Raw genomic sequence first — 25,221 nt, forward strand, 5'->3', positions numbered from 1 at the left:
GGATGCCGACTGACGAACTGCGCGAACATGACGCCACGTCGCTTGCCGGGCTGATCCGCGCCGGCGAACTCTCGCCGGACGAACTGCTCGACGCGACGCTGGCGCGGATCGACTCGTGCGATGGCCGATACAACGCCATCGCCGCCGACCTGCGCGACCGCGCCCGGCGGCAGATCGCCGCCGGCCTCAACGGCCCCTTCGCCGGCGTGCCCTTCCTGCTGAAGGATCTGGGTCACGACTATGAAGGCGCGCCGATGACGATGGGCGCCCATGCGATGCGCCATCACGTCGCCGCCCGTTCCGCTTATTACGTCGAGCGCTGCCTGCGCGTCGGGCTGGTCATCGCCGGAACCACCACCTCGCCGGAACTCGGCCTGAAGGCGATCACCGAAACCCGGCTGCACGGCGCCACCCGCAACCCGTGGAATCCCGCGCACACGCCCGGCGGCTCCTCCGGCGGCGCCGGTGCGGCCGTCGCCGCCGGCTACGTGCCGATGGCCGGCGCCTCCGATGGCGGCGGGTCGATCCGTATCCCCGCCGCCTATTGCGGCCTGTTCGGGCTCAAGCCCTCGCGCGGCCGGGTCACCGCCGGCCCCCTGGCCGGCGAGGTGTGGGACGGCGCGGTGGCCGACCATGTCGTGACCCGTAGCGTCCGCGATTCCGCCGCCATGCTCGATTGCCTGGCCGGCCCGGCGCCCGGCGATCCCTTCGTCATCGCCCCGCCGGCGCGGCCCTTCCTCGCCGAGCTTGGCGAAGCGCCGGGCCAGCTCAGGATCGCCTTTTCGCTCCGCTCGCCGATCGGCGGCCGCGTCGCCCCCGAGATCGCCGAGGCGACCCGCGCCACCGCGCACCTCCTCGAGTCGCTCGGCCACATCGTCGAGGAGGCCGAACCCGCGATCGACGGCACCCTGCTCGCCCGCTGCTACATGGGCATGTATTACGGCCAGGTCGCCGCCATGCTGTCCACGCTGAAACGCCGGCACGGCTGCCGCGAGTCCGATTTCCACCCGGATACCAGGGCCATCGCGGCGATCGGCCGCGCCATGTCGGCCGGCGCCTATGCCGAGCTGCGCGAGCAGTGGAACGGCTTCGCCCGCGCCCTCGGCGCCTTCCACGAAACCTACGATCTCTACCTCACCCCGACCACCGCACTCGGTCCGGCGCGGATCGGCGAGCTCGACTCCCCGCCCGCCATCCAGGCGCTGAGCCGGCTGATCAGCCGCGCGCGCGCCGGCGGGCTGCTGATCCGCTCCGGCGTGGTCGACGATCTGGCCTTCCGCAACCTCGAACGCACCCCCTTCACCCAGCTCGCCAACCTGACCTTCGTGCCGGCAATGTCGGTGCCGCTGCATCACGGGCCGGACGGCCTGCCGATCGGCATGCAGTTCATCGGCCGCTCCGGCGACGAGGCGACGCTGTTCCGCCTCGCCGCGCAGCTCGAACAGGCCGCCCCCTGGGCCGGACGCCGACCGCCGCCGATCTGACGGCGGGCCGTCTCGTGGGTTGACCAGCTCCCTCTGCCGGCCCACATCGGAAGGGCTGTAACATGACCAGAGGGCCGGCTTCCGTCCCCGTGGGCAGAATCGCGCCGCCGCGGGCACCGAACCTCGCCTGATGCCAAGTGGAGCTGCGCCGCATGAACGAGCCGGCCGCGACGACTGCGAACCGGGCGCCCGCCCCCGTCTCGATCCGCCGCATCGATCCCCTGGCGAGCGCGACGTTCGACGATGTCGCGACGCAAATCGCCGATGCGGCGGATCTGGGGTTCGATACCATCCTGATCGGCGGACCGTTCGCCACCGATCCGTCGCGCGACGCCGCCTCCGAGCATGACCCCCTGCTGATTGCGCCCGATGGCGGCCCCTCCATGCCGGCACTCGCCCGGCTTGCGGGCGAGGCCAGGCGGCACGGGCTCGCGATGTGCCTCGAACTCCGGCTCGATCAGGTCGCGCCGGGCGCGGCGCTGGTGCGGCGCCATCCCGGCTGGTTCACCTACACCGCCGACGGGCTGGCGTTCCGCTTCGGCGCGGATGGCGTTCCGGACGCCTGGTGGAACGACCTGGTCCTCCGGCTCCAGGAACACGGTCTGGACGGCCTCTGCCTGCTCGGCGCGCACCGCATGCCGGTGGCGGCGGCCGCCCGGCTGAACCGCGACGCACGAGCGCGCAATCCGGGCTGGACCGCCATCGCCGCCCCCTTCGGCGCGGCGCCGCCGCAGATCGCCAGCCTCATGGGCGGGGAATTTGATTACATCGCCGCATCGTCGTGCTGGTGGGATGGCGAGGCCGCCTGGCTCGCCGACGATCTCGAACGGATCGCCTGCGCGGGCAACGTGGCCAGCTTCGCCGTGCCGCCGCTCGCGGCGTCGCAAACCGTCGCGGACTGGCGCCTCGCCGTCGCGGGCTTTCTCGGCACGGCCTGGGTGATGAACGCCGCCATTCCGCCCCGCCAGCGCGCCGCCGTGACGGCGCTCAACAGCTTGCGTCGGACCGAGCGCGAGGTGTTCGCGGGGCGGCCCTTCAGCCTCGCGCCGCCGCACGCGGCAACATCCCTGTTTGCCCGCTTCGCGGCCGATGGCCGCGGACTGGCGCTCGCCTGCACCCCAACGGGTGCCGAGCCCGATCGCCACGAACTGCATGCGTTTCTGGCCGGCCGGGCCGCGGCGCCTGTTCCGGTCCCGCTCGAGGGATGGAACGCCGCCGGCCTTGCCTGGTTCACGACCTCGCCGCTGCCCGCCCACCATTCACCGGAATCCCCGCGCCATTCGGTCGATGCGCCGCGCATCGCGATCGAGGCGATTGCGCCGGCCGTCGACGGCGGCCGCTTCCCGGTGAAGCGGATGGCCGGTGAAGACGTGACGGTCGAGGCCGATCTCCTTTGCGACGGCCACGGCCGCCTCGCGGCCGACCTGCTCTGGCGGATGTCCGGCGAGCCAGCCTGGCGGCGCGCGCCGATGGCGGCCATCGGCAACGATCGCTGGCGCGCCCAATTCGGGCTGAGCGCGATCGGCCGCGCCGAATTCACCATCGAGGCATGGGTGGATCGCTACGGCACCTTCGCCGACGAGCTCGCGAAGAAACACGAGGCCGGCCTCGATGTCCGGCTTGAGCTTGTTGAAGGCCGGCAGTTGCTGGACGCCGCGATCGCAAAATCCAGCGGTGAGGCCAGAACCGTTCTGGCCGAATGCCGAGCGGGGCTCGAACCCTGCGCTCCCGGAGAGCAGGTCGGAAAACTGACCGCGCCCGCCATCATCGCCGCGATGCGCGATGCCGAGGAGCGTCGCTTCCTGGCACGGCACGAACCCGCCTTGCCGATCGATTCCGAGCGTCGCGCCGCGGGTTTCGCGAGCTGGTACGAAATCTTCCCCCGCAGCCAGAGCGGCGACGCCGATCGCCACGGCACCTTCGACGACGTGATCGCCGCATTGCCGCGAATCCGCGCCATGGGATTCGATGTCCTGTATTTCCCGCCGATCCATCCCATCGGCCGGAAGAACCGCAAGGGGCCGAACAACACGCTCGTCGCCAATCCCGGCGATCCGGGAAGCCCCTACGCCATCGGCGGTGCCGAGGGCGGACATGACGCGATCCATCCCGAGCTCGGCTCGTTCGACGATTTTCGCCGCCTGATCTCTGCGGCGGCCGGGCAGGGCCTCGAAATCGCGCTGGACTTCGCCATCCAGTGCGCTCCGGACCATCCATGGCTGGCCGAGCACCCGGAATGGTTCGACTGGCGGCCGGACGGCTCGATCAAGTATGCCGAAAATCCGCCGAAGAAATACCAGGATATCGTGAATGTCGATTTCTACGCCGATGGCGCGCGACCCGCGCTCTGGCACGCCTTGCGCGATATCGTCCTCTTCTGGATCCGCGAGGGGATACGGATCTTTCGCGTCGACAATCCGCATACCAAGCCGTTCCCGTTCTGGGAGTGGCTGATCGCCGATATCCGGCGGAACCATCCCGACGTGATCTTTCTCGCCGAGGCCTTCACCCGGCCGAAGATCATGCATCGCCTGGCGAAGATCGGATTCTCGCAATCCTACACCTATTTCACCTGGCGAAATTCTGCTGACGAAATGAAAAATTACCTCGTCGAACTGACGCAGTCATCGACACGGGACTATTTCCGTCCCCATTTCTTCGTCAACACGCCGGACATAAATCCCGCGTTCCTGCAGACATGCGGCCGCCCCGGCTTCCTGATCCGCGCGGCCCTCGCCGCGACGCTGTCCGGCCTCTGGGGCGTCTATAACGGCTTCGAGCTCTGCGAAGCCGCCGCGCCGCCAGGGACGGAGGAATATCTCGATTCGGAAAAATACCAGATCAGAAGCTGGGATTATGGGCGGTCCGGAAATATCGTGGCGGAAATTTCCCTGCTCAACCGGATCCGCCGGCAGAACCCGGCCCTGCAAAGCCACCTCGGCGTGCACTTCATCGATTGCGATAATGACAACGTCCTGTGCTTCGAAAAGGCCAGTCCGGATCGCTCGAACATCGTGCTGGTCGCAATCAGTTTCGATCCCCGCCGGTGGCAGACAACCACGATCGACCTCCCTCTCGAACGCTACGGGTCTTCCGGGCGGGATGCCCTGCATCTCGAAGATCTCATGCGCGGCGTCGCATTCACCTGGCACGGGCGGCAGCAGGTCGTCGATTTCGACCCGGGCGAACTACCCTTCAGCATCTGGAGGATTCGCAAATGACATCATTGACCGATCAGATCATTCGACCCCAGGCGAACATGTTCGATCCGCTCTGGTACAAGGACGCGGTGATCTATCAGGTTCACGTCAAATCGTTCTTCGACAAGAACAACGATGGCGTCGGCGACTTTGCCGGCTTGACCGAAAAGCTCGATTATATCGCCGAACTCGGCGTGACGGCCGTCTGGATCCTGCCGTTCTATCCCTCGCCGCGCCGCGATGACGGATACGACATCAGCGCCTATCGCGCGGTTCATCCCGAATACGGCTCGCTTGGCGACCTGCGGCGTTTCATCGACGCGGCGCACCGCCGCGGCTTGCGCGTCATTACCGAACTCGTCGTCAACCACACGTCCGATCAGCACCCCTGGTTCCAGCGCGCACGGCATGCCCGGCCGGGCTCGTCGGCGCGGAACTACTATGTCTGGTCCGACACCGACCGGAAATACGACGGCACACGCATCATCTTTCTCGATACCGAGAAATCGAACTGGACGTGGGATCCGGTGGCGGGAGCCTATTACTGGCATCGGTTCTACAGTCACCAGCCAGATCTCAATTTCGACAATCCGCGTGTCCTGCAGGAAGTGCTGGGCATCATGCGCTTCTGGCTCGATCTCGGTGTGGACGGCATGCGGCTCGATGCGGTCCCCTACCTGATCGAGCGTGACGGAACGAACAACGAAAATCTCCCCGAAACCCACGCCATCCTGAAGCAGATCCGCGCCGCGCTCGATGCCCATGCGCCCGGGCGGATGCTCCTCGCCGAAGCCAATCAATGGCCCGAGGACGCCCGCCCCTATTTCGGCGAAGGCGACGAGTGCCACATGGCGTTTCATTTCCCGCTGATGCCGCGCATGTATATGGCGATCGCCCAGGAGGACCGCTTCCCCATTTCCGACATCATGCGCCAGACACCGGAGATTCCGGAAAACTGCCAGTGGGCGGTGTTCCTGCGCAACCACGACGAGCTCACGCTCGAAATGGTTACGGACAAGGAACGTGATTACCTTTGGGAAACCTACGCCGCCGATCGCCGGGCGCGGATCAATCTCGGCATTCGCCGCCGCCTCGCCCCACTGCTCGAACGGGACCGGCGCCGCATCGAGCTGATGAACGGCCTGCTGCTGTCGATGCCCGGCACGCCGGTCATCTACTATGGCGATGAGATCGGCATGGGCGACAACATCCATCTCGGGGACCGGGACGGGGTGCGAACGCCGATGCAGTGGTCGCCCGACCGCAATGGCGGCTTCTCGCGCGCGGACCCGGCCGCCCTCGTCCTGCCGCCGATCATGGATCCGCTCTACGGCTATCAGGCGCTGAATGTCGAGGCGCAGGCGAAGGATCCGTATTCGCTGCTGAACTGGATGCGCAGGATGCTCGCCGTCCGCCGCCGGCATCGCGCATTCGGGCGCGGCAGCTTGCGCTTTCTCTATCCCGGTAACCGGAAGGTGCTCGCCTATGTGCGGGAGTGGACCGATCAGGACGGCGGAGAGGAAACGATACTCTGCGTCTACAACCTCGCCCGCACCGCCCAGGCGGTCGAACTCGACCTCGCGGCCTTCGATGGCCGAATTCCGCTCGACCTCATCGGCGGCGCGCCGTTCCCGCCGGTGGGCCAGCTTCCCTACATGCTGACCCTGCCGCCATTCGCATTCTACTGGTTCAGCCTGACGACCGAAGCGGCGATGCCCTTCTGGCGCATCCAGCCGTCGGAGCCGCTGCCCGATTACATCACCCTCGTCATGCGGCTCGGCCTCGCCGACCTCGTTGCCGTCGACAGCCGGCACAGTCTCGAGACCGAAATTCTCCCGCCCTATCTCCAGCGCCGGCGCTGGTTCGCCGCGAAGGACAGGCATGTCCGGAGCGTGACGATCGCCAATGCCCATATGCTCGGCACGGCGGAGGATGATTTCCTGCTCTGCGAAATCGAGGTTGAGTTCGCGGGCGAGGGGAGGGGGGATGTGTATCTCCTGCCGCTCGCGGTGGTCTGGGATGACGGCCCGGTTGCAAGTATCGTCCAGCAGCTCGCCTTGGCCCGCATTCGCCGGCACCGCCGGGTCGGCTATCTGACGGACGCATTTGCGGTCGACCGCTTCTGCCACGACATCATCGCCAGATTGAGGACAAAATCCTGCATCTCGCTCGACTCGGGCCGGCTCAGCTATGAACCCACCGCGCTGATCGACGACCTGCCGCCGCTCGACGATGCGGAAATCCGCCGCTTTTCCGCCGAACAATCCAACAGTTCCCTGATCGTCGGCGACGCCGCGGTCATGAAGATCCTGCGGCGGACGGAGCGCGGGATTCATCCCGAGACCGAAATGAGCCGCTTTCTGACCGACGCGTCCTTTGCGAACATTCCCGCATTGCTGGGCGATGTCGTGCGGCTCGATCCGGATGGCGAACGGCGCACACTGATCGTCGTCCAGCAGTTTGTCCGCAACCAGGGCGATGCCTGGCAGTGGACGCTGGATGTCCTCGGGCGCGCGGTCGATGGCGCGATTCACGCCGAACTCCGCGACCCCGGCGGGATCGATCCGCTCTCCGGCTATCTCTCCTTCGTCTCGGTGATCGGACGGCGCCTCGCGGAGATGCACTCGGTCCTCGCGCAGTTCGGCACCGGACCCGATTTCGCGCCCGAACAGGCCGGCGAGGCCGAGATCGCGGCATGGGCCGAGGGCGCGAAAGGCCAGCTGGACGCCGCCGTCGCCGCGGTCGAGCAGATGGCCGACCGGGCCGGGCCAGAAACGCAAGGCCTGATCCGGCGCCTGCGCGACGAGCGGACGGCGATCGAAACCCGATTGCGGCGCCTCGCCGAGGCGGGCGCCGGAACCCTGCTGACCCGTGTGCATGGCGACTTTCATCTCGGCCAGGTTCTGGTGGCGCAGGGCGATGCGTTCATCATCGATTTCGAAGGCGAGCCCATCAAGCCGATTGCCGAGCGGCGAAAGAAATCCTCTCCCCTGCGTGATGTCGCCGGGCTGCTGCGATCCCTCGATTACGCGGCCGCCACCGTGGAGCGCGCGGCTTTCGCGGCCAGCGAACGCGGCGAAGACCGTCAGCAGGCCATGATCGCGCGCTTTCGCACCGATGCCACCGCGGTCTTCATCGAGGCCTATCGCGCGGTCGCGATGACGGCGCCGCGGCCATGGATCACGGAAGCCGCGTGGCGCGATGTCCTGGCATTGTTCATGATCGAGAAGGCCGCGTATGAAATCTGTTACGAGGCGGCGAACCGGCCCGGCTGGATCGACATCCCGCTGAGCGGCCTGGTCCGGATACATGAGCGGCACGAGGGAGGCGGGGATGCCGGCATCGGCTGACGAAACGCTGGACGCGCTTGCCGCCGGAACCCATTCCGACCCGTTCAGCGTGCTTGGTCCCTGCCACGGGCCGCACGGAACGTTCGTCCGGACCCTCCAGCCCGGCGCGAGCGGCGTCACGCTCCTGTGCGGGACGGGTCTGGAACTGCCGATGACCCGCGTGCATGCGGGCGGCATTTTCGAAAGCGCGCCGGTCGAGGCCGCGTCCTACCGGCTCAGGATCGATTGGGGTGGTTCCAGCCAGGAGATCGACGATCCCTACCGCTACGGCCCGCTGCTCGGCCGCGACGAAATCCGCGATCTCGCCGAAGGGCGGAAACTGCGGCTCGCCGAATGCCTCGGCGCCATCCCCGTCGCGATCGGGGGCGTCGAGGGCGTCCGCTTCGCGGTCTGGGCGCCGAACGCGCGGCGGGTGTCCGTTATCGGGTCGTTCAACAACTGGGATGGCCGCCGGCACCCGATGCGGTTCCGGCACGATGCCGGCGTCTGGGAGATCTTCATTCCGGAACTTTCCGCCGGAGTTCTCTACAAGTATGAAATTCTCCAGCACTCGGGCGAAGTCCAGCAGAAATCGGACCCCGTCGCGCGGCAGGTCGAGGGCCCGCCGGCAACCGCCTCCATCGTCGCGCCGGTCCCGGCGTTTCGCTGGCGGGATGGCGCCTGGTGTGCCGCGCGCGAAGCCCGTGCTGACCGACCGTTATCAATCTACGAAGTCCACGCCCCCTCATGGCGCCGTCACCCGGATGGCCGCCCCTTGCTCTGGCGCGAACTGGCCGACACGCTGATCCCCTATGTGCGCGATCTCGGCTTTACCCATATCGAATTCCTGCCGCTCACGGCGCACCCTTTCGGCGGGTCGTGGGGGTACCAGCCGCTGTCGCAATTCGCGCCGCTCCCCGCCCTCGGCACGCCGGAAGAGCTGGCGGACTTCGTTGATCGCTGTCATGCGGCAGGTCTCGGAGTCATTCTCGACTGGGTGCCCGGACATTTTCCGACCGATGCCCACGGGCTCGTCCGGTTCGACGGAACCGCGCTCTATGAACACGAAGATCCCAGAGAGGGATTCCATCAGGACTGGAATACGCTGATCTACAATCTCGGCCGGACCGAAGTCAGGAATTTCCTGATTGCCAGCGCGGTGTTCTGGCTCGAGACATTTCACATCGATGGACTCCGCGTCGATGCGGTCGCGTCGATGCTGTATCGCGACTATTCGCGCCAGCCCGGCGAGTGGATCCCGAACCGCCATGGCGGGCGGGAGAACCTCGAAGCCGTCGCCTTCCTCCGGGAGCTTTCAGCCGCCATCGCTGAAGATGTTCCAGGCGCCATGCTGATCGCCGAGGAATCGACGGCGTGGCCGGGGGTGAGCCATCCGGTCGAACAGGGCGGTCTCGGCTTCACCCACAAGTGGAACATGGGCTGGATGCACGACACGTTGCGGTATGTCGGACATGATCCGGTGCATCGGAAATTCTCCCACCACGACATGACCTTTGGCCTCGTTTACGCGTTTTCCGAGCGCTTCGTGCTGCCGATCTCGCACGACGAGGTCGTGCACGGAAAGCGGTCGCTGCTCGGCAAGATGCCCGGCGACGCCTGGCAGCGTCTGGCCAACCTCCGGCTCTACCTCGCGTTCATGTGGACCCAGCCTGGCAAGAAGCTGTTGTTCATGGGGCAGGAATTCGGCCAGAGTGCGGAATGGAATCACGATGCCGAATTGAACTGGCCGGAGGCGGCAACGCCGGAACACGCGGCCCTGCGCCTGCTGCTGCGCGACCTGAATCATCTCTATCGCGACGCCCCCTCGCTGTCGTGCACGGATTTCGATCCCGGCGGCTTTCGCTGGGTGGTCGAGGATGACGCGGATCAAAGCGTCTTTGCCTGGCTGCGGCACGTGGGAAATGACCCAAACGCCCTCCTGGTCCTCTGCAACTTCACGCCGGTGCCGCGTGAGCGATACCGTGTGGGCGTGCCGCTGCCGGGGCGCTGGCGCGAGGTGCTGAACACCGACGCCGTCGAGTATGGCGGCAGCGGCCTCGGGAATCTCGGCGGGATCGACAGTGACGATCGTCCCGCCCACGGCTTCGCGCAGTCGCTGTCGCTGACATTGCCGCCGCTGGCAGCGCTGATCCTGCGTGCGGAGAGCTGATGGCCAGCCTGCCGAAATATATGACCGCGGGGCGGTGCGATCCGCTGGGCGCGACCTGGGACGGGTTCGGGGTCAATTTCGCGGTGTTCTCGGCCAATGCCGACCGGATCGAACTATGCGTGTTCGACAGGAGCGGCCGCCGCGAGATCGCGCGCTACGACCTGCCGGACTGCACGGACGAGGTCTTTCACGGCTATCTGCCCGATGCCCTGCCCGGCCTCGTCTACGGATACCGCGCCCATGGTCCGTATCAGCCCGAACTGGGCCACCGCTTCAACCCGAACAAGCTGCTGCTCGATCCTTACGCCCGCGCCCTGATCGGCGAGGTCCGCTGGTCCGACACGTTGTTCGGCTACCGGCCTGGTGCCACCCGCGCCGACCTCTCGTTCGATCGCCGCGACTCGGCCCAGGCGATGCCCAAGGCGGTCGTCCTCACCGACGACGCAACCTGGGGCGATGACCGCAAGCCGCTTCTGGGCTGGGCGGAGACGGTCATCTACGAGGCGCACATACGCGGCCTGACGCGGCAACGCGCCGACCTTCCGGAGGACAGACGCGGCACCTTCGCCGCGCTGCGCGATCCGCGCATGATCGATCATCTCGTCAGGCTCGGGATCACCGCGATCGAGCTTCTCCCGGTTCACGCGATCCTGCAGGACCGGTTCCTCGTCGAGCGGCGACTCTCGAATTACTGGGGCTATTCGACGCTTTCCTTCTTCGCGCCGGAGCGGCGCTATTTCGCCGAGCCCGACAACCCGGATGACGAGTTGCGCGCCACCGTCCGGCGCCTGCACGAAGCCGGAATCGAGATCATCCTCGATGTCGTCTACAAGCATACCTGCGAGGGGGACGAGACCGGCCCCACGCTCTCCTGGCGCGGGCTCGACAATGCCAGCTATTACCGGCTTATGCCCGGCCACCAACGCCGCTGCGTCAACCACACGGGGTGCGGAAACACGGTCAACATCGCCCACCCGCGCGTGCTGCAGATGGTGACCGACAGTCTGCGCCATTGGGCAACGCGCTTCCGGATCGACGGTTTCAGATTCGATCTCGCAACGACGCTCGGCCGCGAAGCGGATGATTTCGATCCCTCCGCCGGCTTCTTCGATGCCATCCGGCAGGATCCCGTGCTCTCCCGCCTCAAGCTGATCGCCGAGCCGTGGGATCTCGGGCCCGGCGGCTATCAGCTGGGCAATTATCCGCCCGGCTTCGCCGAATGGAACGCGGCATTCAGGGACGGCGCGCGGCGGTTCTGGCGTGGCGATCCCGGGCAGCGGCCGGAAATCGCGCGTCGGCTGATGGGCTCGCCCGAGCTGTTCGATCGCCGCCGCCGGCGTCCCTCGGCCTCGGTCAATTTCGTCACCGCGCATGACGGCTTCACCCTGCGCGATCTCGTCTCGTATTCGGAACGGCATAATTTCGCCAACGGCGAGGACAACCGAGACGGCGCCGAAGACAACGTCTCCTCGAACTGGGGCGTCGAGGGCGAGACCGCGGACGGCGCGATCAATGCCCTGCGCGATCGCGTGCGCCGGGCGCTGCTGGCGACGTTGTTTTCATCATACGGCACGCCGATGCTGCTTGCGGGAGACGAGATCAACCGCACCCAGCGCGGGAACAACAACGCCTATTGCCAGGACAACGAGCTTTCCTGGCTCGACTGGACCGCGCTCGACGACGAGTCCGGCACCGGCATGCTCGGCTTCGTCACCGCGCTGGCCGCCGTGCGTCGCCGCTATCCCAGTCTGCGCAGCGCCGTCTTTCTCCACGGTATCGGCATGATCGCGGATGACCTGCCGGACACCGCCTGGTTCGACGAGGCCGGAAACCCGCTCGACAGTCACGCCTGGTCCGATGCCGCGGCGCGCCTGCTGGTGCTGCGGCGCGCCACCGCGAGCGAACGGCGGCGCGAGGCAACCCTGCTGCTGCTGAACGCCTCCGAGGATGACAGGGCCTTCACCCTGCCCGCACCCGCCTTCGCCTGGATCGTCGAAATCGATTCCGCCCGGGCGGAGCAGTCCCGCCGCCCGGTGGACGGCCCGGATCTCACCGTCGCCGCGCGGTCGATGATGATCCTCGGCGCCGAGCTCGCGCCGCCCATCGCATGAGCGGATCGGCATTGCACGCGCTCGCCGAGCGGGCGGGCCTGCAGGTGGTCTGGCAGGACGCGTCGGGCGTCCGGCGCACGGTCTCGCCGGCCACGCTTCGCGCGATCCTCGGCTGCCTCGGCCTCGAAGCGACCACCGACGCGGCGTGCCGCGACACCATGCGCCGGCTCGACGACGAGGACCTCGCAGCCGCGCCCCTGCTCGCCGCGACCGCGGGCGAAGCGCTGACGCTTCCGGCACTCCGCGCTCCAGCGGTCATCCATCTCGAGGACGGGCGCCGGCTCGATGTCATGCCCGACAGGGATGCCGCCGGAACGGTCTCGCTGCCCGGCACCCTGCCACCGGGCTATCACCGTCTGGAGACGGCCTCAGGCGTCCGCACGCTCGCCATCGCGCCGCGGCGCGCCCACACCGTGGCCGATGCGCTCGCCGCCGCCGGACGGGAGGGCAAGGCGTGGGGACTTGCCGTCCAGCTCTACGGCCTGAGACGCGAGGGCGATTGCGGCAACGGCGATTTCGCCGCCCTGGCCGACCTTGCCGGGCCGGCCGGCCGCCTCGGCGCCGATGCCCTGGCGATCAGCCCCATTCACGCCCTGCACGCCGCCGAGCCCGATCATTACAGCCCCTATGCGCCATCGAGCCGCTTCGCCCTGAACCCGGCCTATGCGCCCCTCGATTGCGCGCCGCTGGCGGAGGCCGGGCTGATCGACTGGCGCAAGGCGCTCTCCCGCCGCGAGGCGCTGCTGCGCGCGGCGTTCGCCGCCGGGCGCGAGGATCCGGCATTCCGCGCCTTCCGCGACGATGCGCCGGCGGGAATCAGGCATTACGCCTTGTTCGAAGCCCTCGTCGCCGAACGCGTCGCCCGCGGCGAGGGGCGCGACTGGCGCGGCTGGCCCGCCTCGTGGCGCGATCCGGCCAGCGCCGATGTCGCCGCGGCGGCCCAACGCCTCGACGATGAGGTGTCGTTCCACCTTTACGCCCAGTTCCGCGCCCGCCAGGGCCTGGAGATGGCCCAGCGCTCCGCGCGCGGCGCCGGCATGGCGATCGGCCTCATCGCCGACCTTGCGGTCGGCGCCGATCCCGCCGGCTGCGATGCCTGGGCGCGGCCGGGCGAGATGCTGCGCGGAGTCTCGGTCGGCGCGCCGCCGGATGCGTTCAACCGTGCGGGACAGAACTGGGGGCTGACCACCGTCTCGCCGCGCGGCCTGCGTCGGTCGGGCTTCGCCGCCCTGCGGGACATGATGGCATCGGCGCTGCGCTTCACCGGCGGCGTGCGGATCGACCATGCGATGGGCCTCGCCCGGCTGTGGCTCGTCCCCGACGGCGCCAGTCCCGCCGAAGGGTGCTACCTTCACTATCCGTTCGCGGACATGCGCCGGATCGTGGCGCTGGAATCGGTCCGCCACCGCGGCATCATCGTCGCCGAGGATCTCGGCACCGTTCCGCCAGGCTTCCGCGCCGAGCTCGCCGCCTCCGGAATTTCAGGGATGGCGGTGATGTGGTTCGAACGCGAGGGCCGCCGCTTCCTGCCCCCGGCCGACTGGCGCCCCAATTCGGTGGCGATGACCACGACGCACGACCTGCCGACCGTCGCCGGCTGGTGGCGCGGCACCGACCTCGGCTGGCGGGAGCGTCTCGGCATCGCCGGCGAAAGCGCCGCCGATCGGGCGGAGGACCGCCGTCACCTGTGGTCCGCCCTCCGGCAATCCGGTTGCGCCCGCGGGCCGCGGCCGCAGGATCGGGAGCCCGAAGCGGTCATCGACGCCGCGGTGGCCCATATCGGCACGGCCTCATCCGCGCTTGCGCTTCTTCCCCTGGAGGATGCGCTCGGACTGCCGGACCAGCCCAATCTCCCCGGCACGACCACCGAACATCCGAACTGGCGACGGCGAATGCCGCAACCGGCCAGCCGCATGCTCGACCCGCCCGAAGTCACCGCCAGACTGTCACGGCTTGCCCGCGCGCGGAAAACCACGCCGCCACCAAGGTAGATATTGAATCAGCCGGGCTCCCGCCACTCACTTCAAATCCGGCCCCTCAGCCAATGGAGGCAAGCCGGAAGTACGACGCCTTGCCGGACAAATTGCAACATCAGCCGCCGCTGTATGGTATCTTTCGCAACTCTTAAAATCGACATGAATTCCATACATTTCAGCCAACAATAATTTGTGTCGCTCTATATTCGGCGACGAAGACAAATAATAAATGTCTTTTGCTTTCGAAAGTTTTTTCAGATAGTTTTTTTGAAAACGAGTCGTCAAGTATGGTATCCGTTCGGGTATTCCGATGACCTGATCGGTATCTGGAAAATACGGAACCATAAATCCAAGAGGCACAGTACCGAGGATCAGCAGCGAATTTTCATATTTCCCGAATTCTCCCTTGTTGATCCCGAAATAGGTTCTGCCAAATTGTTCGCGGCCCCAATTGGTGTCGGCCAATGCGTGGGTCCCATATAGGCTGCCGCCGGCGATCAAGGCGACAAACAGAGCCGCCCCCGCAATGGAGGCGGACCGCATGCGCTTCCACGACAAAAGTCTGGCAAGTGAAACCAAGGAAAAAGCGGGGGCGATTGTTTCAATTGCTGAAAAATATCGATAATAACTAAACATCTTTTCCCATACAATAAAAGAAAGCAATACAAAACTAGCCAAAAAATACATCTCAATAACGGATGGTTTGAACCGGCACGTCGATGATCTTTTTGCGTAAGCCCAAAAATAAACGGCTGGAACCAGAATCAGGACGAGGGCAGGGAAGAGCGTACGAAAGGGAATTTCCAACCCGACCAGATGATTGCCCGTCGTATGATGATGAACAAAGGCAAACCTGAACGGCAGGGCCAGGTAGCCCGCGAAATCCACCGGGAACCAACGGCCATCATGGATTGCACGTGGCGCCATGAAGGGTGAGTGAAAGATGTTGTTGAAATAGGGAAAAATCGGATTGCGGAAGTGCGACCACATCTGCCAGCCGAAATATCCATAGGTCGCCAGAAACGCGACAGCCGAATACGCCGAGAATACAAATGCATTCAGAAGAATGCCCCGGATTTTTGATGGCGACTCGAATATGCCCGTCAGGATCAAGGCGCCGGCGACCGCCAGGGCGTATACCATATTGGTGAATTTCAAGCCGCAGGCAAAGCCGACGAGCGCGCCGGCAATTCCAAAAAACAACAGCCTTCTGTCCCTGAGACCTTCGAGGATACACCAGAGTGCGATGATGATGGGCGTATCCAGAAGCGTGTCGCCCATCGTGCCGCCGATTTCGGACCAGAAGACAGGGCTGATCAATGCGGCCAGTGTTGCGATCGATGAAAGCATGATCCGCTGGAACATGCCGAAACCGTGTTCGGTCATGCGAAAGCAGAGCAACCATACCGCCGACAGGGACAGGGATTGCAGACTGGCAATGATCAAATTCGCCGCGAGGGGAGAAAAATGATCTATCAGGATATAGTAAAACGAATTCAATAGTGGATCCAGGTAAGACTGCACCGTGCAGATCGAATCTGAAAAAATCTTGCCGTTCAGCCAGAGATAGCCATTGAGAAAATGATAATTCAGCAAATCCCAGTTCAGATCAGCGCCAAGCCGAAGAGAGATGCCGCATAGCAGGGCGGCGTTAATGAAAATGACGGCAGGCGCGAGAAAGAGATATCGGCTCTTCTGCGAATTTGGCGCCGTGCTTGCAGGGGCTTGCATGTATCGTGCTCTCTTGTTTGACGGCTCAGGCCCTGGGCGCGTCTGTCTGCAAATCGCCCGGCGGGGCATGATGGAGATAGGCAAGCAGCCTCGTCTCGCGGCGGCCTCGCGTCACGGTGTCCAGGATCAGTCCGGTCGTCAGGCTCAGGGCGCCGGCAATCACGATGCCCGTCGCCAGAACGGCGGTCGGTAGCCGCGGAACCAGGCCCGTGTGCAGATAGGTGGCGATCAGCGGTGCAGCGAGTCGGAGCGCCAGCGCGAACGCGAACACGGCAAGCGCGCCGAAAAACGCCAGCGGCCTCTCGTGGCGCAGCAGCCTGACGATCAGGCGCAGGATGCGCCAGCCATCGCTCCAGGTGCGGAGCTTGCTCACCGATCCGGGGGGCCGCGGCCGATACGCCCCTTCGACATGCGCGATCGGGAGAGCCAGTTCCAGAGCGTGAACCGTCAATTCCGTCTCGATATCGAAGCCCGTGGACAGCACCGGAAACGACTTCACGAACCGCCGGGACAGCACCTTGTATCCCGACAGCATGTCTTCGACACGGTCGCCGAAGATCATCCGCACCGCCCCCGTGAGCAAAAGATTGCCGAAGCGGTGCCCGTCCCGGTAGGCGGCATCGTCCGTCTGACGCCGTATGCAGTTCACCAGATCGAACGGGCCGGTCCGGGCGCGGTGGATCATCGCCGGTGCCAGCGCCGCATCATAGGTATCGTCGCCATCCGCCATCACATAGAGATCGGCCTCGATGTCGCGGAACATGCGGCGGACGACGTAACCTTTGCCCTGAAGCGGCTCGTGCCGCACCACCGCGCCGGCCTGTCGGGCGATCGTCGCCGTATCGTCGGTCGAGTTGTTGTCGAAAACGTAGATCGTGGCATCGGGCAAGGTGCTCTGAAAGGCATGTATCACGCTGGAAATGGCCACTTCCTCGTTGAAACAGGGAATCAGAACGGCAACGCGTGGTTCGTCAGCCTTCATCGAAACCTCGGTTCGGGGGTCCACATCGGCCGTATCATTCAGTGCGAAATCATGCAAATTGCACGAATGGTTCCAATATCATGATCTAATGGAATATTTTGAGCGGCTTTCGATTGAACGATGCCATCGGCCGCGCTGTCGTTCCGCCGTGGCCGAGGCGAATTCAGCCGAAATCAGGACAGCAACCGGGGCCGGCGGTTGACGCGCCTTCGGCGCGGTTGTCCGGCGGCCGTCACTCTTCCGTGATGACGCCGAGATGCCGGGCAATCCTGCGCGCGGCCTCCTGCCATGTGTGCCAGGTGATCGAGGTGGGGTCCGGAATGCGCTCTCTCTGCGCGTCCTCCAGCCAGCCCTGAACGGCCTCCGCCAGATCTGCGGCATCGAGGCCCGAGAAATAGGTGGCATGCTCGCCCGCCACTTCGCGGAACACCGGAATGTCGCGCGCCAGCACCGGCAGTCCGTGCTGCGCCGCTTCGATCAACGGCAGGCCAAACCCCTCACCCTCGCTGGCGGCGATCAGGCACGAACTCGCTTCATAGATCGCCTCGAGATATTCGTCGCTGATTCCATCGAGCCAGAAGAGCCTCTCGCCGCGCTCGGGGTGCTGGCGCAGCGTGCTCACGATGCGGGGGATCGGCCGCCGCTGAATATCGGGCACCGGCTTCCAGCCTTCCTGCCCCACAATCACCAGGTTGACATCGACCCCCTTCGCCCAGAGCAGTTCGAAGGCGGCGATCGTCTGGAGATATCCCTTGCGCGGCTCGATCGTGCCCACCATCAGGAATGTCGGGCGGCCGCGAATCGTGGACAGGACCTGCTCGGCGCCATCCGGAAATCCGGTCGTCGGCGCCGAGCGTTGAATATCGGCGCCGAGATGAACCCACTCGATCCGCTGAACTCCGGCCTCCACCACCGCCGACACGCGCCATAGCTTCAACTCGTCCGCGACGGCTTTCGAGATGCAGATATTTCCGTCAAATCCGCTGACGTGCCGCAGCCATTGCTCGTGGCCCTCGCCGGTTCCGGCGGGGAAGGCATGCGGCATCAGCACCGGCAGCAGGTCATACACGGCAAACCAGACCTTCACGCCGCGGTTCCGCCATGCCTGCAGATGATCCTGCTGCGCGGCGGCCGCATCAGGCGCGAAATCAAGGCCGAAAAATACATCGCCGGACCACGCTTCGACGGTGCCCTCTTCTGCCGTGTCGTCTTCGATTCCAAAAAGGCGATTGGTGAATTGCCGCGCATAGCGATAACCCGGCGCGTTGCGGGACGCGTAAACAGGCTCCACTTGCCAGCCGCGAGGCGGATTGGTGAGCCACTCCAGCAATATCGCACGAACCACGCGCTGAATGCCGGTTCGCAGATCGGCATGCACCAGAACCGATACATCGACCAACAACTGCCGCTGTCGAGGGTGTGCCGGGAAGTTTCTGGCCAGCGCGGTCGCGAGGCGAGAGCCCTCGCCGGACGGTATCGGCTGCGTCTTCAATGACCGGATCAAGCCGTAAAGGCCCCGATCGGCGCGTCCGTAAGCGTCCTCGATGGCCCGTTCATAAAGTGCGGCGCAGATCGCGGGCGCGTGCCGCTCGCGAATGACGGATCTTGCCCGGTCTCCCAGATCGCGCCTGCGATCGGCGTCCTTGGCCAGCGTGTTCAGGGCGTCGAGCAGATCCGCCTGGTCGAACTCATCCTGGAGCATCCAGACGGCCGAGCGGTCGAGTTCCCCCATCGTCCCGTGGGCATTCACGATGGTGGGAACGCCATGGTTCATGCAGTCGAGCACGGATCCCGAGGTCTCGCCGCGCGTATTCGCCCGCAACTGAACGGCGATATCGGCGGCGGCGAGGTAGGTCTGAAACCGCGCGCGATCCCCCCAGCCGGTGATCTGCACGGCCTCCCGCGCGCCGGCCTGCGCGATGCGATCGAGCAGCGCCCTGCCATAGGCTGCGCCGTGATTCTCCCCCACGAACACCAGTCTCGCGCCCGGCCTGGATGCGACAGGACTGTCGAGCCAGGCTTCGAGAAGGCGATGATTGAGCTTGGTCGGATCCAGAAATCCGAACGAGCAGACCAGAAGATCATCCTCCCCGAGACCGAGTTGCGTTCTGGCCTGCTCCCGGGATACATCGGCGGCGGGTGTGCGTACGTGCGGAATCACGCGCCAGTCGGCCGAACTCGATGGTCCATACCAATGGTCCGCCAAGGCTTTCGAGTGTTCGCTATGCACGATGATGCCGAGTGCGTCCTGCAGGATCTGTAGGTTCAACGGGTATTTTCCAAACGCCGCGCCGTCCCCGCCGGCGATCCAGTCGCCGGCGGCGGCAATGCCATGATCGCGCCGCAGCGCATCGAACAGCTTTCGTTGATCGTGACCGGCTCGATAGGCCTGAAGCGACGAGAGATAGAAATCATGCAAGACAACGACGCCCGGAAATTGCTCGAGCAGATCAACCATGTGCGCGTGCAATGGCGAGTTGCCGAACTGGTACACGATACGATCGAATTCGCCCGCATGATCGTGAAACCAGTCGACGGATCTCACCGGCATAGCCCCGCCGGCTATCTCGGTGCCGACGAGCGCCTGGCTGGAAATCAGATCGATGTCGTAATGCCGCGCAAGCGCCGGCAGCAGATCGGCGCTGTAGTCGCTGATGCCGCTGCGCTCCGGCGGAAGCGGGGACACGAAGGCAAGGCGGCGCTTGCGTTGCGGCAATGGATCGGGCGCAACGCCGGATCCGGCAGCCGGGCGCAGGCTTTCGAACGCCTGAAACGTCTTCCGGGCCACATTGTCCCAGGTGAACAGCCGGGACTGGACGGCGGCGTGCGCTTCGAGTTCACGGCGCCATTCATCATCCGTGGCCAGCCGATGGATCACCCGGCACATGTCATCGACGTCGAACGGATCGAAGAGCGCGTCGTCGCGCCCGATCACCTCGGGCAGGCTCGATGCCCGGCTGCCGATCGTCGCGCGCCCGCACAACATGGCCTCGACCGCCGGCAGACCGAAGCCTTCATGCCATGAAGGCATGATGAACCCCTGCGACAGGTTGTAAAGCGTATTGAGATCGCTGTCTGACACCGCATCGAGAAGTACGAGACTTCCGGGCCGGAGGCCGCTGCGCGCGGCATGGGTCTCGAAGTCCTGCCGGTCGAAGATCGAAAAATGACCGATGAAGACCAGCTGGTGCGTGTCGCGCACCGATGCGGGAAGGCGGGCAAACGCCTCGATCAGGCGCTTGTGTTGGGGTGGACGGCCCACCGGCATCGAATGTGCCAATATAAGGTCGAACAACGAACCTAATGAAAGGGCCGCCTAATGAAATTTAAGCGTATTTCGATGGACACGTCCAAGCATGTTTTTACGATCCATGGGGTCGATGAGCAGGAGCGCCCGGTACTGCGGCGTGAAATCAGGCGCGCTCAGGTTGAACCGTTCTTCGTCAAATTGGCTTCGACGGAGGTGGTTCTTGAAGCTTGTGCCGGCTCGCACCACTGGGGGCGGGTGTTGGGCGGTATGGGCCACCGGGTCAGGTTGATCCCACCGCAATATGTGAAGCCCTTCGTGAAGCGGAGTAAAAATGATCGCAACGACGCAGAAGCGATCAGTGAGGCAGCATCCCGCCCGACCATGCGCACGGTTCCGGTCAAATCGGTGGATGAGCAAGCGGCAGCGATCATCGTGAAGCATCGGGAACTCATGGTGAATCAACGAACCCAGGCGATCAACGCGTTGCGGGGGCACGCGGCGGAATTTGGCATCGTTGCCGCCAAGGGCGGTGCGAACGTCACAGCATTGCTTGCTCTCCTGTCTGCCGAGGAAGCGATTCCAGCAATTGCAAAGGCGATGTTTGAGCAAATGGGTCAGCATGTGACGGATCTCGATGCAAAGATCGACGCACTGGAGAGACAGCTGCTCGAACAGCACAAGGCCAACGCGGTCAGCAAGCTCCTCGCCGCGATTCCCGGCGTTGGGCCAATCACCGCGATCACCATGGCGCTCAACGTGAACCCTGCGAATTTTGAGACCGGGCGGCATTTTGCAGCGTGGCTCGGGCTGACTCCGCGAGAGCATTCTACCGGCGGCAAGCATCGTATGGGAAAGATAAGTAAGGCAGGCAATGAGAGGTTGCGGCAGTTGCTCGTGGTCGGGGCGATGGCGGTGATCCGCTTCGCTAAACCAGGCAGCAAATCAGCGACCGCTTGGCTGTTGCAATTGCTGGAGCGGAGGCCGCGCAAGGTCGCGGCGATCGCTCTGGCCAACAAGATGGCCCGGATCATCTGGGCCATGATGGCGCGTGGTGAAGCGTATCGGCATCAGCCGGTAGCCGCCTGATCTGCGCGCCGGTGCCGAGAGTTTAAGGGCAGACCAAGAGATGATGATCGGTCGAACCGACGAGCAACAAAATCCGATAGAATCACCGGTAAATAATATGCCGCACTTGTGTTTGGATGTTGCTCGCGGAACCCATCTGGGCCGGCGGCATGTGGCCGCGTACACAGGCCGAACGCATGATCGCTTTCGAACCGTCATCAAAGCTTGCAATGCCTACTTGAACTCAATGGGCCGTCCACGCATGATTCTTGTGAACGGCCGGTGCGCTGACATACAGGAAAAAGGGATGATAAAGGCCCATGCTGGCCAGCACGGCATCGCGTTCGACCGGCCGAAGCTCGGTCTTGCGGAAGTGACCATCGCTGCCGGTTCCGACGGGGATGACCTGTGCCTCGTCCCGCCCAAGATGATCAACCGCCTCCGATGCGGCCGATCGGGAAATCGCCAGTAGCAGCGACGCCTTTTTCAGATACCCGATTTTCTGTCTGTAGTATTCCGCATAGCGGGGATCGGGGTCGAGGAAGCGGTCGGCGTTCAGCAGCGGAATGAGGTCGTAGAGCGTGACGCTGACCGGATAGCCCGCGCCGTGGCGTGCGATGCTGGTCACCGCGTCATCGATGTAACCTTCGAACAGGCTGGTGACATGCACGATGTCCGGGTTGAGCGACGCCAGGAAGGCCTCGCGGACCAGTTCGGCAAGATCCCGCAGTTCGGCATTCGAGGGATCAATGGCGGCGACCGGGCCGGGCGCATCCCAGACAACGATATTCCCGGCCGGCAGCAGGTTGTCGAAGGCGCGACGGATCGGCTGGATCGTTTCGGGAAACAGCGCGCTCAGGGCAATGATGATGTCATGGCCTGCATTGTTGCGCACGAGCGCTTGCGCGAGGCTGAGCGAATACCGGCCGATCCCGCGAAGGCGACTGGCGCTCTGTGCGCCCTGCAGGTCCAGGACAATCCGCATGATGCAAATCTTTCGTTCGCGTGAATGCCGTCAGGAATGAATCCAGAGATGAATCTTCTGCGCCCGCGCCGACATCTCGGCCGCTTCCGGAAAGGCCGCGGATCTTTGGGACGAGCGGAGGGCTGCGGAAAGTTTCCGCTGCACACCCGGCATATGGCCGAGGACCCGGACGGCCAGTGCCCGCCGCCGCGGATCCTGCCGAACCCAGTGGGAGAGGGAATGCACGAGCCCCCGCGCGATGCGTCTCGGCCGGCTGCCCGGGGTCAACGTGACCCAGGCATAGCTTCCGTCCCTGACCCAGCGCAGCCTTGCCGCGGCCACCCGCGGGCCGTTCGTGACGCGCCACGAACGGCTCGCATAAATCTGCCGGATCTCGCTTCGCGCCTCGATCAGCAACTGGTCCCTATGGTCGATCTGCCGCAACGCGTCGTTCAATTTCGCATGTATCTGCGCGGCCGCCTGCTGGATTTCGGCCGATCGCGTTTCGGCCTGGCTGGCCCGCTCCAGCGTCTGGCGCAGATGCGTCTCGATCAGGTCGGCCCTCCTCCGCGCCTTTGCCAATTCATCCTCGCCCGCGTTGACCTGCTGCTGAAGCGAGGCGACTTGTTCATGCAGGGAGGTGATCTGCTGCTGAAGCGAGGTGATCCGCAGCCGAAGCGCCGCGCTGCCGCTTTCCTCCGCGTCGAGTCTGTCCTGCAGCGCCTTGCGTTCGGCAGCGGCCTCGCCAAGCACGTGATGGCATATCGTCGACGAGGCGCGCCCGCCCAGTGTGAAATTGTCGAACACGTTGGGGGGAACCTCGAAGTGAACCCGAAGTTCCGGGTGGCCGTGACTGAGGTAGAAGTTATTGAGCCCGTCACGATAGACCAGGTCATATCCCAGCCCGGTCAGCCGATCTTCCCAGGCGGAGAAGGACGGGGTGGAGGTGTTCGGATACGTGCTTTCGACGACGACGATCCACGGCCGCACGTCCGACGGCGCCCAGCTCTCGATGACCTCGCTTTCCATGCCCTCGACATCGATCTTGAGCCAGTGCACCTCCTCGCCCTCGAATGTGCCGAGCACCTGTGACAAGGGGATAGCCGGCACATCGATGCGGCGGACGTCGAAGCCTTGCTCCCGATGCGTCTCGGCGATCGAGGAGACGCCGGTGCTCAGGCCGGTGCCGGGAATTTCGAACAGCGGTATCGTCCCGCCCGCCGTATTGACGGCAGCCTGCATGACGGTCTCGTCAGGGCGCGCCTTGCGAAGCTGCTCGGCATAGGCCGGATCCGGCTCGACATGAACGCCGCGCCAGCCACGCTCGTAGAAGGCGAGGCTCACCGAATCGACGATCGGATCCTGCGCGCCGATATCGATATAGCGGCCCGGCGACACATGTCTCAGAGCGCGCCAAAGTATGACATCCTCAAAATTCTGAGCATACGATACAAAAGCATCGCGATTTATTGCAGGAATATCCATTGTTCCTTGCCTATCCGGTTGACTCCCATACCTACTAGATCTAGTGTTGGGCATGGATGTCCTGGCCCGTGAAGACCTGCCGTTCCCGCAGTCTCTGCCGGAATTCCAGCGTATTTTCCCGAACGACGCGGCCTGTGCCGCCTATCTCGAAAGCGCCCGCTGGAATGGAGGGTTCGCCTGCCCAAGGTGCGGCGTCGTTGGCGAGCCGTTCCGTTTCGAGGCGCGCCCGGGCGTTCTGCGCTGCCGGGCCTGTCGCAAAGACGTAAGCCTGATGGCTGGGACCGTTATGGAACGCAGTCACACGCCGCTGTCGACTTGGTTCTGGGCGGCTTACTTGATCGCCAGCCAGACGCCCGGAATGTCGGCCGTCCAATTTCAGCGGCAACTCGGCCTGTCGCGCTACGAGACCGCCTTCGGCATCCTTCATAAGCTGCGCGCCGGGATGGTGCGCCCCGAGCGCGACAAGATTGGCGACACGCCGCAAGAACACGTCGAAGTGGATGAAACGTGGGTTGGAGGACGAACCCGAGGCGATGGACGGGGTGTCCATCACAAGGTTCTCGTCGCCTGTGCCGTGGAGGTGCGCCACCGGAAACCGGGAACCAAGCTCGACAATCGGAAAGACGGTCGCTACGCGGGACGCGTTCGTCTCGCTGTTGTCCCCGACCGTAGCGCCAATTCGCTCTGCGGATTCGTCGAAAACGCCGTTGCTCCCGGATCGCTGATCGTTACCGACGACTGGAGCGGCTATGCCGGTCTCGGAAGGCGCGGGTTCGACCACCATGCAATCGCCGAATGCGGCGACCCGGAGGTGGCAGAAGAATTCCTGCCGATCGTCCACTTGGTCTTTACCAACCTGAAGACCTGGATCAACGGCATCCATCACGGGGTCAGCGCCAAACATCTACAAGCCTACCTCAATGAATTCACGTTTCGGTTCAACCGGCGCCTCTATCCCTTCAACGCGTTCCGCTCGCTGCTCGGAATCGCGGGTAGGGCAGCCGCACCAACCTTTGACGAGCTTTATTCCGGGGAATGGACACACCCTACATTTAGTGGGTGTGGGTAACAACCGGATAGGCAAGCATTGTTCGAACAGCTTTGGGCCTATTTCATTTCTGCAGGGCGAAAACTGCCGGCGATAGACTGTCCAGAGCACGTCCCGATCCTCCCGGATCGAAGGCCGTGCTCGATCATGTCGAAAAACACAGCATCCTCACCCGATCGGACGACTCCATCCGGTCGGATGATGCTCCCGTGAAAGCCTGAGGCCTCGCGTCCCGGTTGCCATGACCTCCTCAGTCTCTTCTCTGGAGGGCAGAGGTATAAAAGAATTAGACAATTTACAAGGAGTATAAAAAAGTTAATTATATGAATATGTTACATAAAAATAATATGTGAAACTAATTTTTAGCGAGCGCCACCTCTGGTGGCAAACGCCGCGTGAATCTCGCTGCCGTGGTGCTGGCCCCTG

The 25,221-nt window shown here is 64.5% G+C and carries 13 protein-coding genes; 8 read left to right on the forward strand and 5 right to left on the reverse strand.

Translation table 11 applies throughout. The annotated features are described in order from the left end of the window. Positions 1-2: 2 nt before the first annotated feature. The 6 genes from ACMV_RS16265 (at position 3) to malQ (ending at position 14,285) form a co-directional block, all read left to right on the forward strand. Positions 3-1,484 (forward strand): amidase, encoded by a 1,482-nt coding sequence (locus tag ACMV_RS16265; protein ID WP_013641110.1) that lies wholly within the window; start codon positions 3-5, stop codon positions 1,482-1,484. A gap of 152 nt (positions 1,485-1,636) precedes the next feature. Next, positions 1,637-4,705 carry a maltotransferase domain-containing protein gene (locus tag ACMV_RS16270; RefSeq protein ID WP_041665454.1) on the forward strand — a complete coding sequence of 1,023 codons (3,069 nt, stop codon included), beginning with the start codon at positions 1,637-1,639 and terminating at the stop codon, positions 4,703-4,705. After that, entirely contained in the window at positions 4,702-8,034 is a 3,333-nt protein-coding gene (gene treS, locus ACMV_RS16275; RefSeq protein WP_013641112.1) for a maltose alpha-D-glucosyltransferase, read from the forward strand. Before ACMV_RS16270 ends, treS begins: the two co-directional genes overlap by 4 nt. After that, complete coding sequence (gene glgB / locus ACMV_RS16280; protein ID WP_041665456.1) at positions 8,018-10,183, forward strand: 1,4-alpha-glucan branching protein GlgB; 2,166 nt, start codon at positions 8,018-8,020, stop codon at positions 10,181-10,183. Before treS ends, glgB begins: the two co-directional genes overlap by 17 nt. Further along, positions 10,183-12,294, forward strand: a complete 2,112-nt coding sequence (glgX, locus tag ACMV_RS16285) for a glycogen debranching protein GlgX (protein WP_013641114.1) — start codon at positions 10,183-10,185, stop codon at positions 12,292-12,294. Before glgB ends, glgX begins: the two co-directional genes overlap by 1 nt. Then, positions 12,291-14,285, forward strand: coding sequence for a 4-alpha-glucanotransferase (gene malQ, locus ACMV_RS16290; RefSeq protein ID WP_013641115.1), 1,995 nt, complete (start codon positions 12,291-12,293; stop codon positions 14,283-14,285). The genes glgX and malQ overlap by 4 nt, the downstream gene beginning before the upstream one ends. Before the next feature lie 27 nt (positions 14,286-14,312). Here malQ and ACMV_RS16295 read toward each other — a convergent pair whose 3' ends face one another. The 3 genes from ACMV_RS16295 to ACMV_RS16305 all read right to left on the reverse strand — a co-directional run bounded on the left by ACMV_RS16295 (position 14,313) and on the right by ACMV_RS16305 (position 20,251). Next, a complete protein-coding gene (locus tag ACMV_RS16295) occupies positions 14,313-16,001 on the reverse strand; it encodes a hypothetical protein (protein ID WP_013641116.1) in 1,689 nt (562 codons plus the stop codon). A gap of 25 nt (positions 16,002-16,026) precedes the next feature. After that, a complete protein-coding gene (locus ACMV_RS16300) occupies positions 16,027-16,983 on the reverse strand; it encodes a glycosyltransferase family 2 protein (protein WP_041665458.1) in 957 nt (318 codons plus the stop codon). A gap of 232 nt (positions 16,984-17,215) precedes the next feature. Continuing rightward, a complete protein-coding gene (locus ACMV_RS16305; protein WP_013641118.1) occupies positions 17,216-20,251 on the reverse strand; it encodes a glycosyltransferase in 3,036 nt (1,011 codons plus the stop codon). Between the two features lie 51 nt (positions 20,252-20,302). On the opposite strand from ACMV_RS16305, the gene ACMV_RS16310 reads away from it, so the two are divergent. Then, complete coding sequence (locus tag ACMV_RS16310) at positions 20,303-21,319, forward strand: IS110 family RNA-guided transposase (protein WP_013634952.1); 1,017 nt, start codon at positions 20,303-20,305, stop codon at positions 21,317-21,319. Between the two features lie 223 nt (positions 21,320-21,542). Here the strand turns inward: ACMV_RS16310 and ACMV_RS16315 are convergent, their stop codons facing one another. Beyond that, a complete protein-coding gene (locus ACMV_RS16315; protein WP_013641119.1) occupies positions 21,543-22,283 on the reverse strand; it encodes a glycosyltransferase in 741 nt (246 codons plus the stop codon). Between the two features lie 30 nt (positions 22,284-22,313). Continuing rightward, entirely contained in the window at positions 22,314-23,747 is a 1,434-nt protein-coding gene (locus tag ACMV_RS16320) for an FkbM family methyltransferase (RefSeq protein ID WP_013641120.1), read from the reverse strand. A gap of 52 nt (positions 23,748-23,799) precedes the next feature. On the opposite strand from ACMV_RS16320, the gene ACMV_RS16325 reads away from it, so the two are divergent. Then, on the forward strand, positions 23,800-24,816 hold the full coding sequence (locus tag ACMV_RS16325; RefSeq protein WP_007421341.1) for an IS1595-like element ISAcr1 family transposase: 1,017 nt from the start codon (positions 23,800-23,802) through the stop codon (positions 24,814-24,816). The last annotated feature ends 405 nt before the right edge of the window (positions 24,817-25,221 follow it).

Source organism: Acidiphilium multivorum AIU301 (assembly GCF_000202835.1).
In the GTDB taxonomy this organism is placed as follows: Bacteria; Pseudomonadota; Alphaproteobacteria; order Acetobacterales; family Acetobacteraceae; genus Acidiphilium; species Acidiphilium multivorum.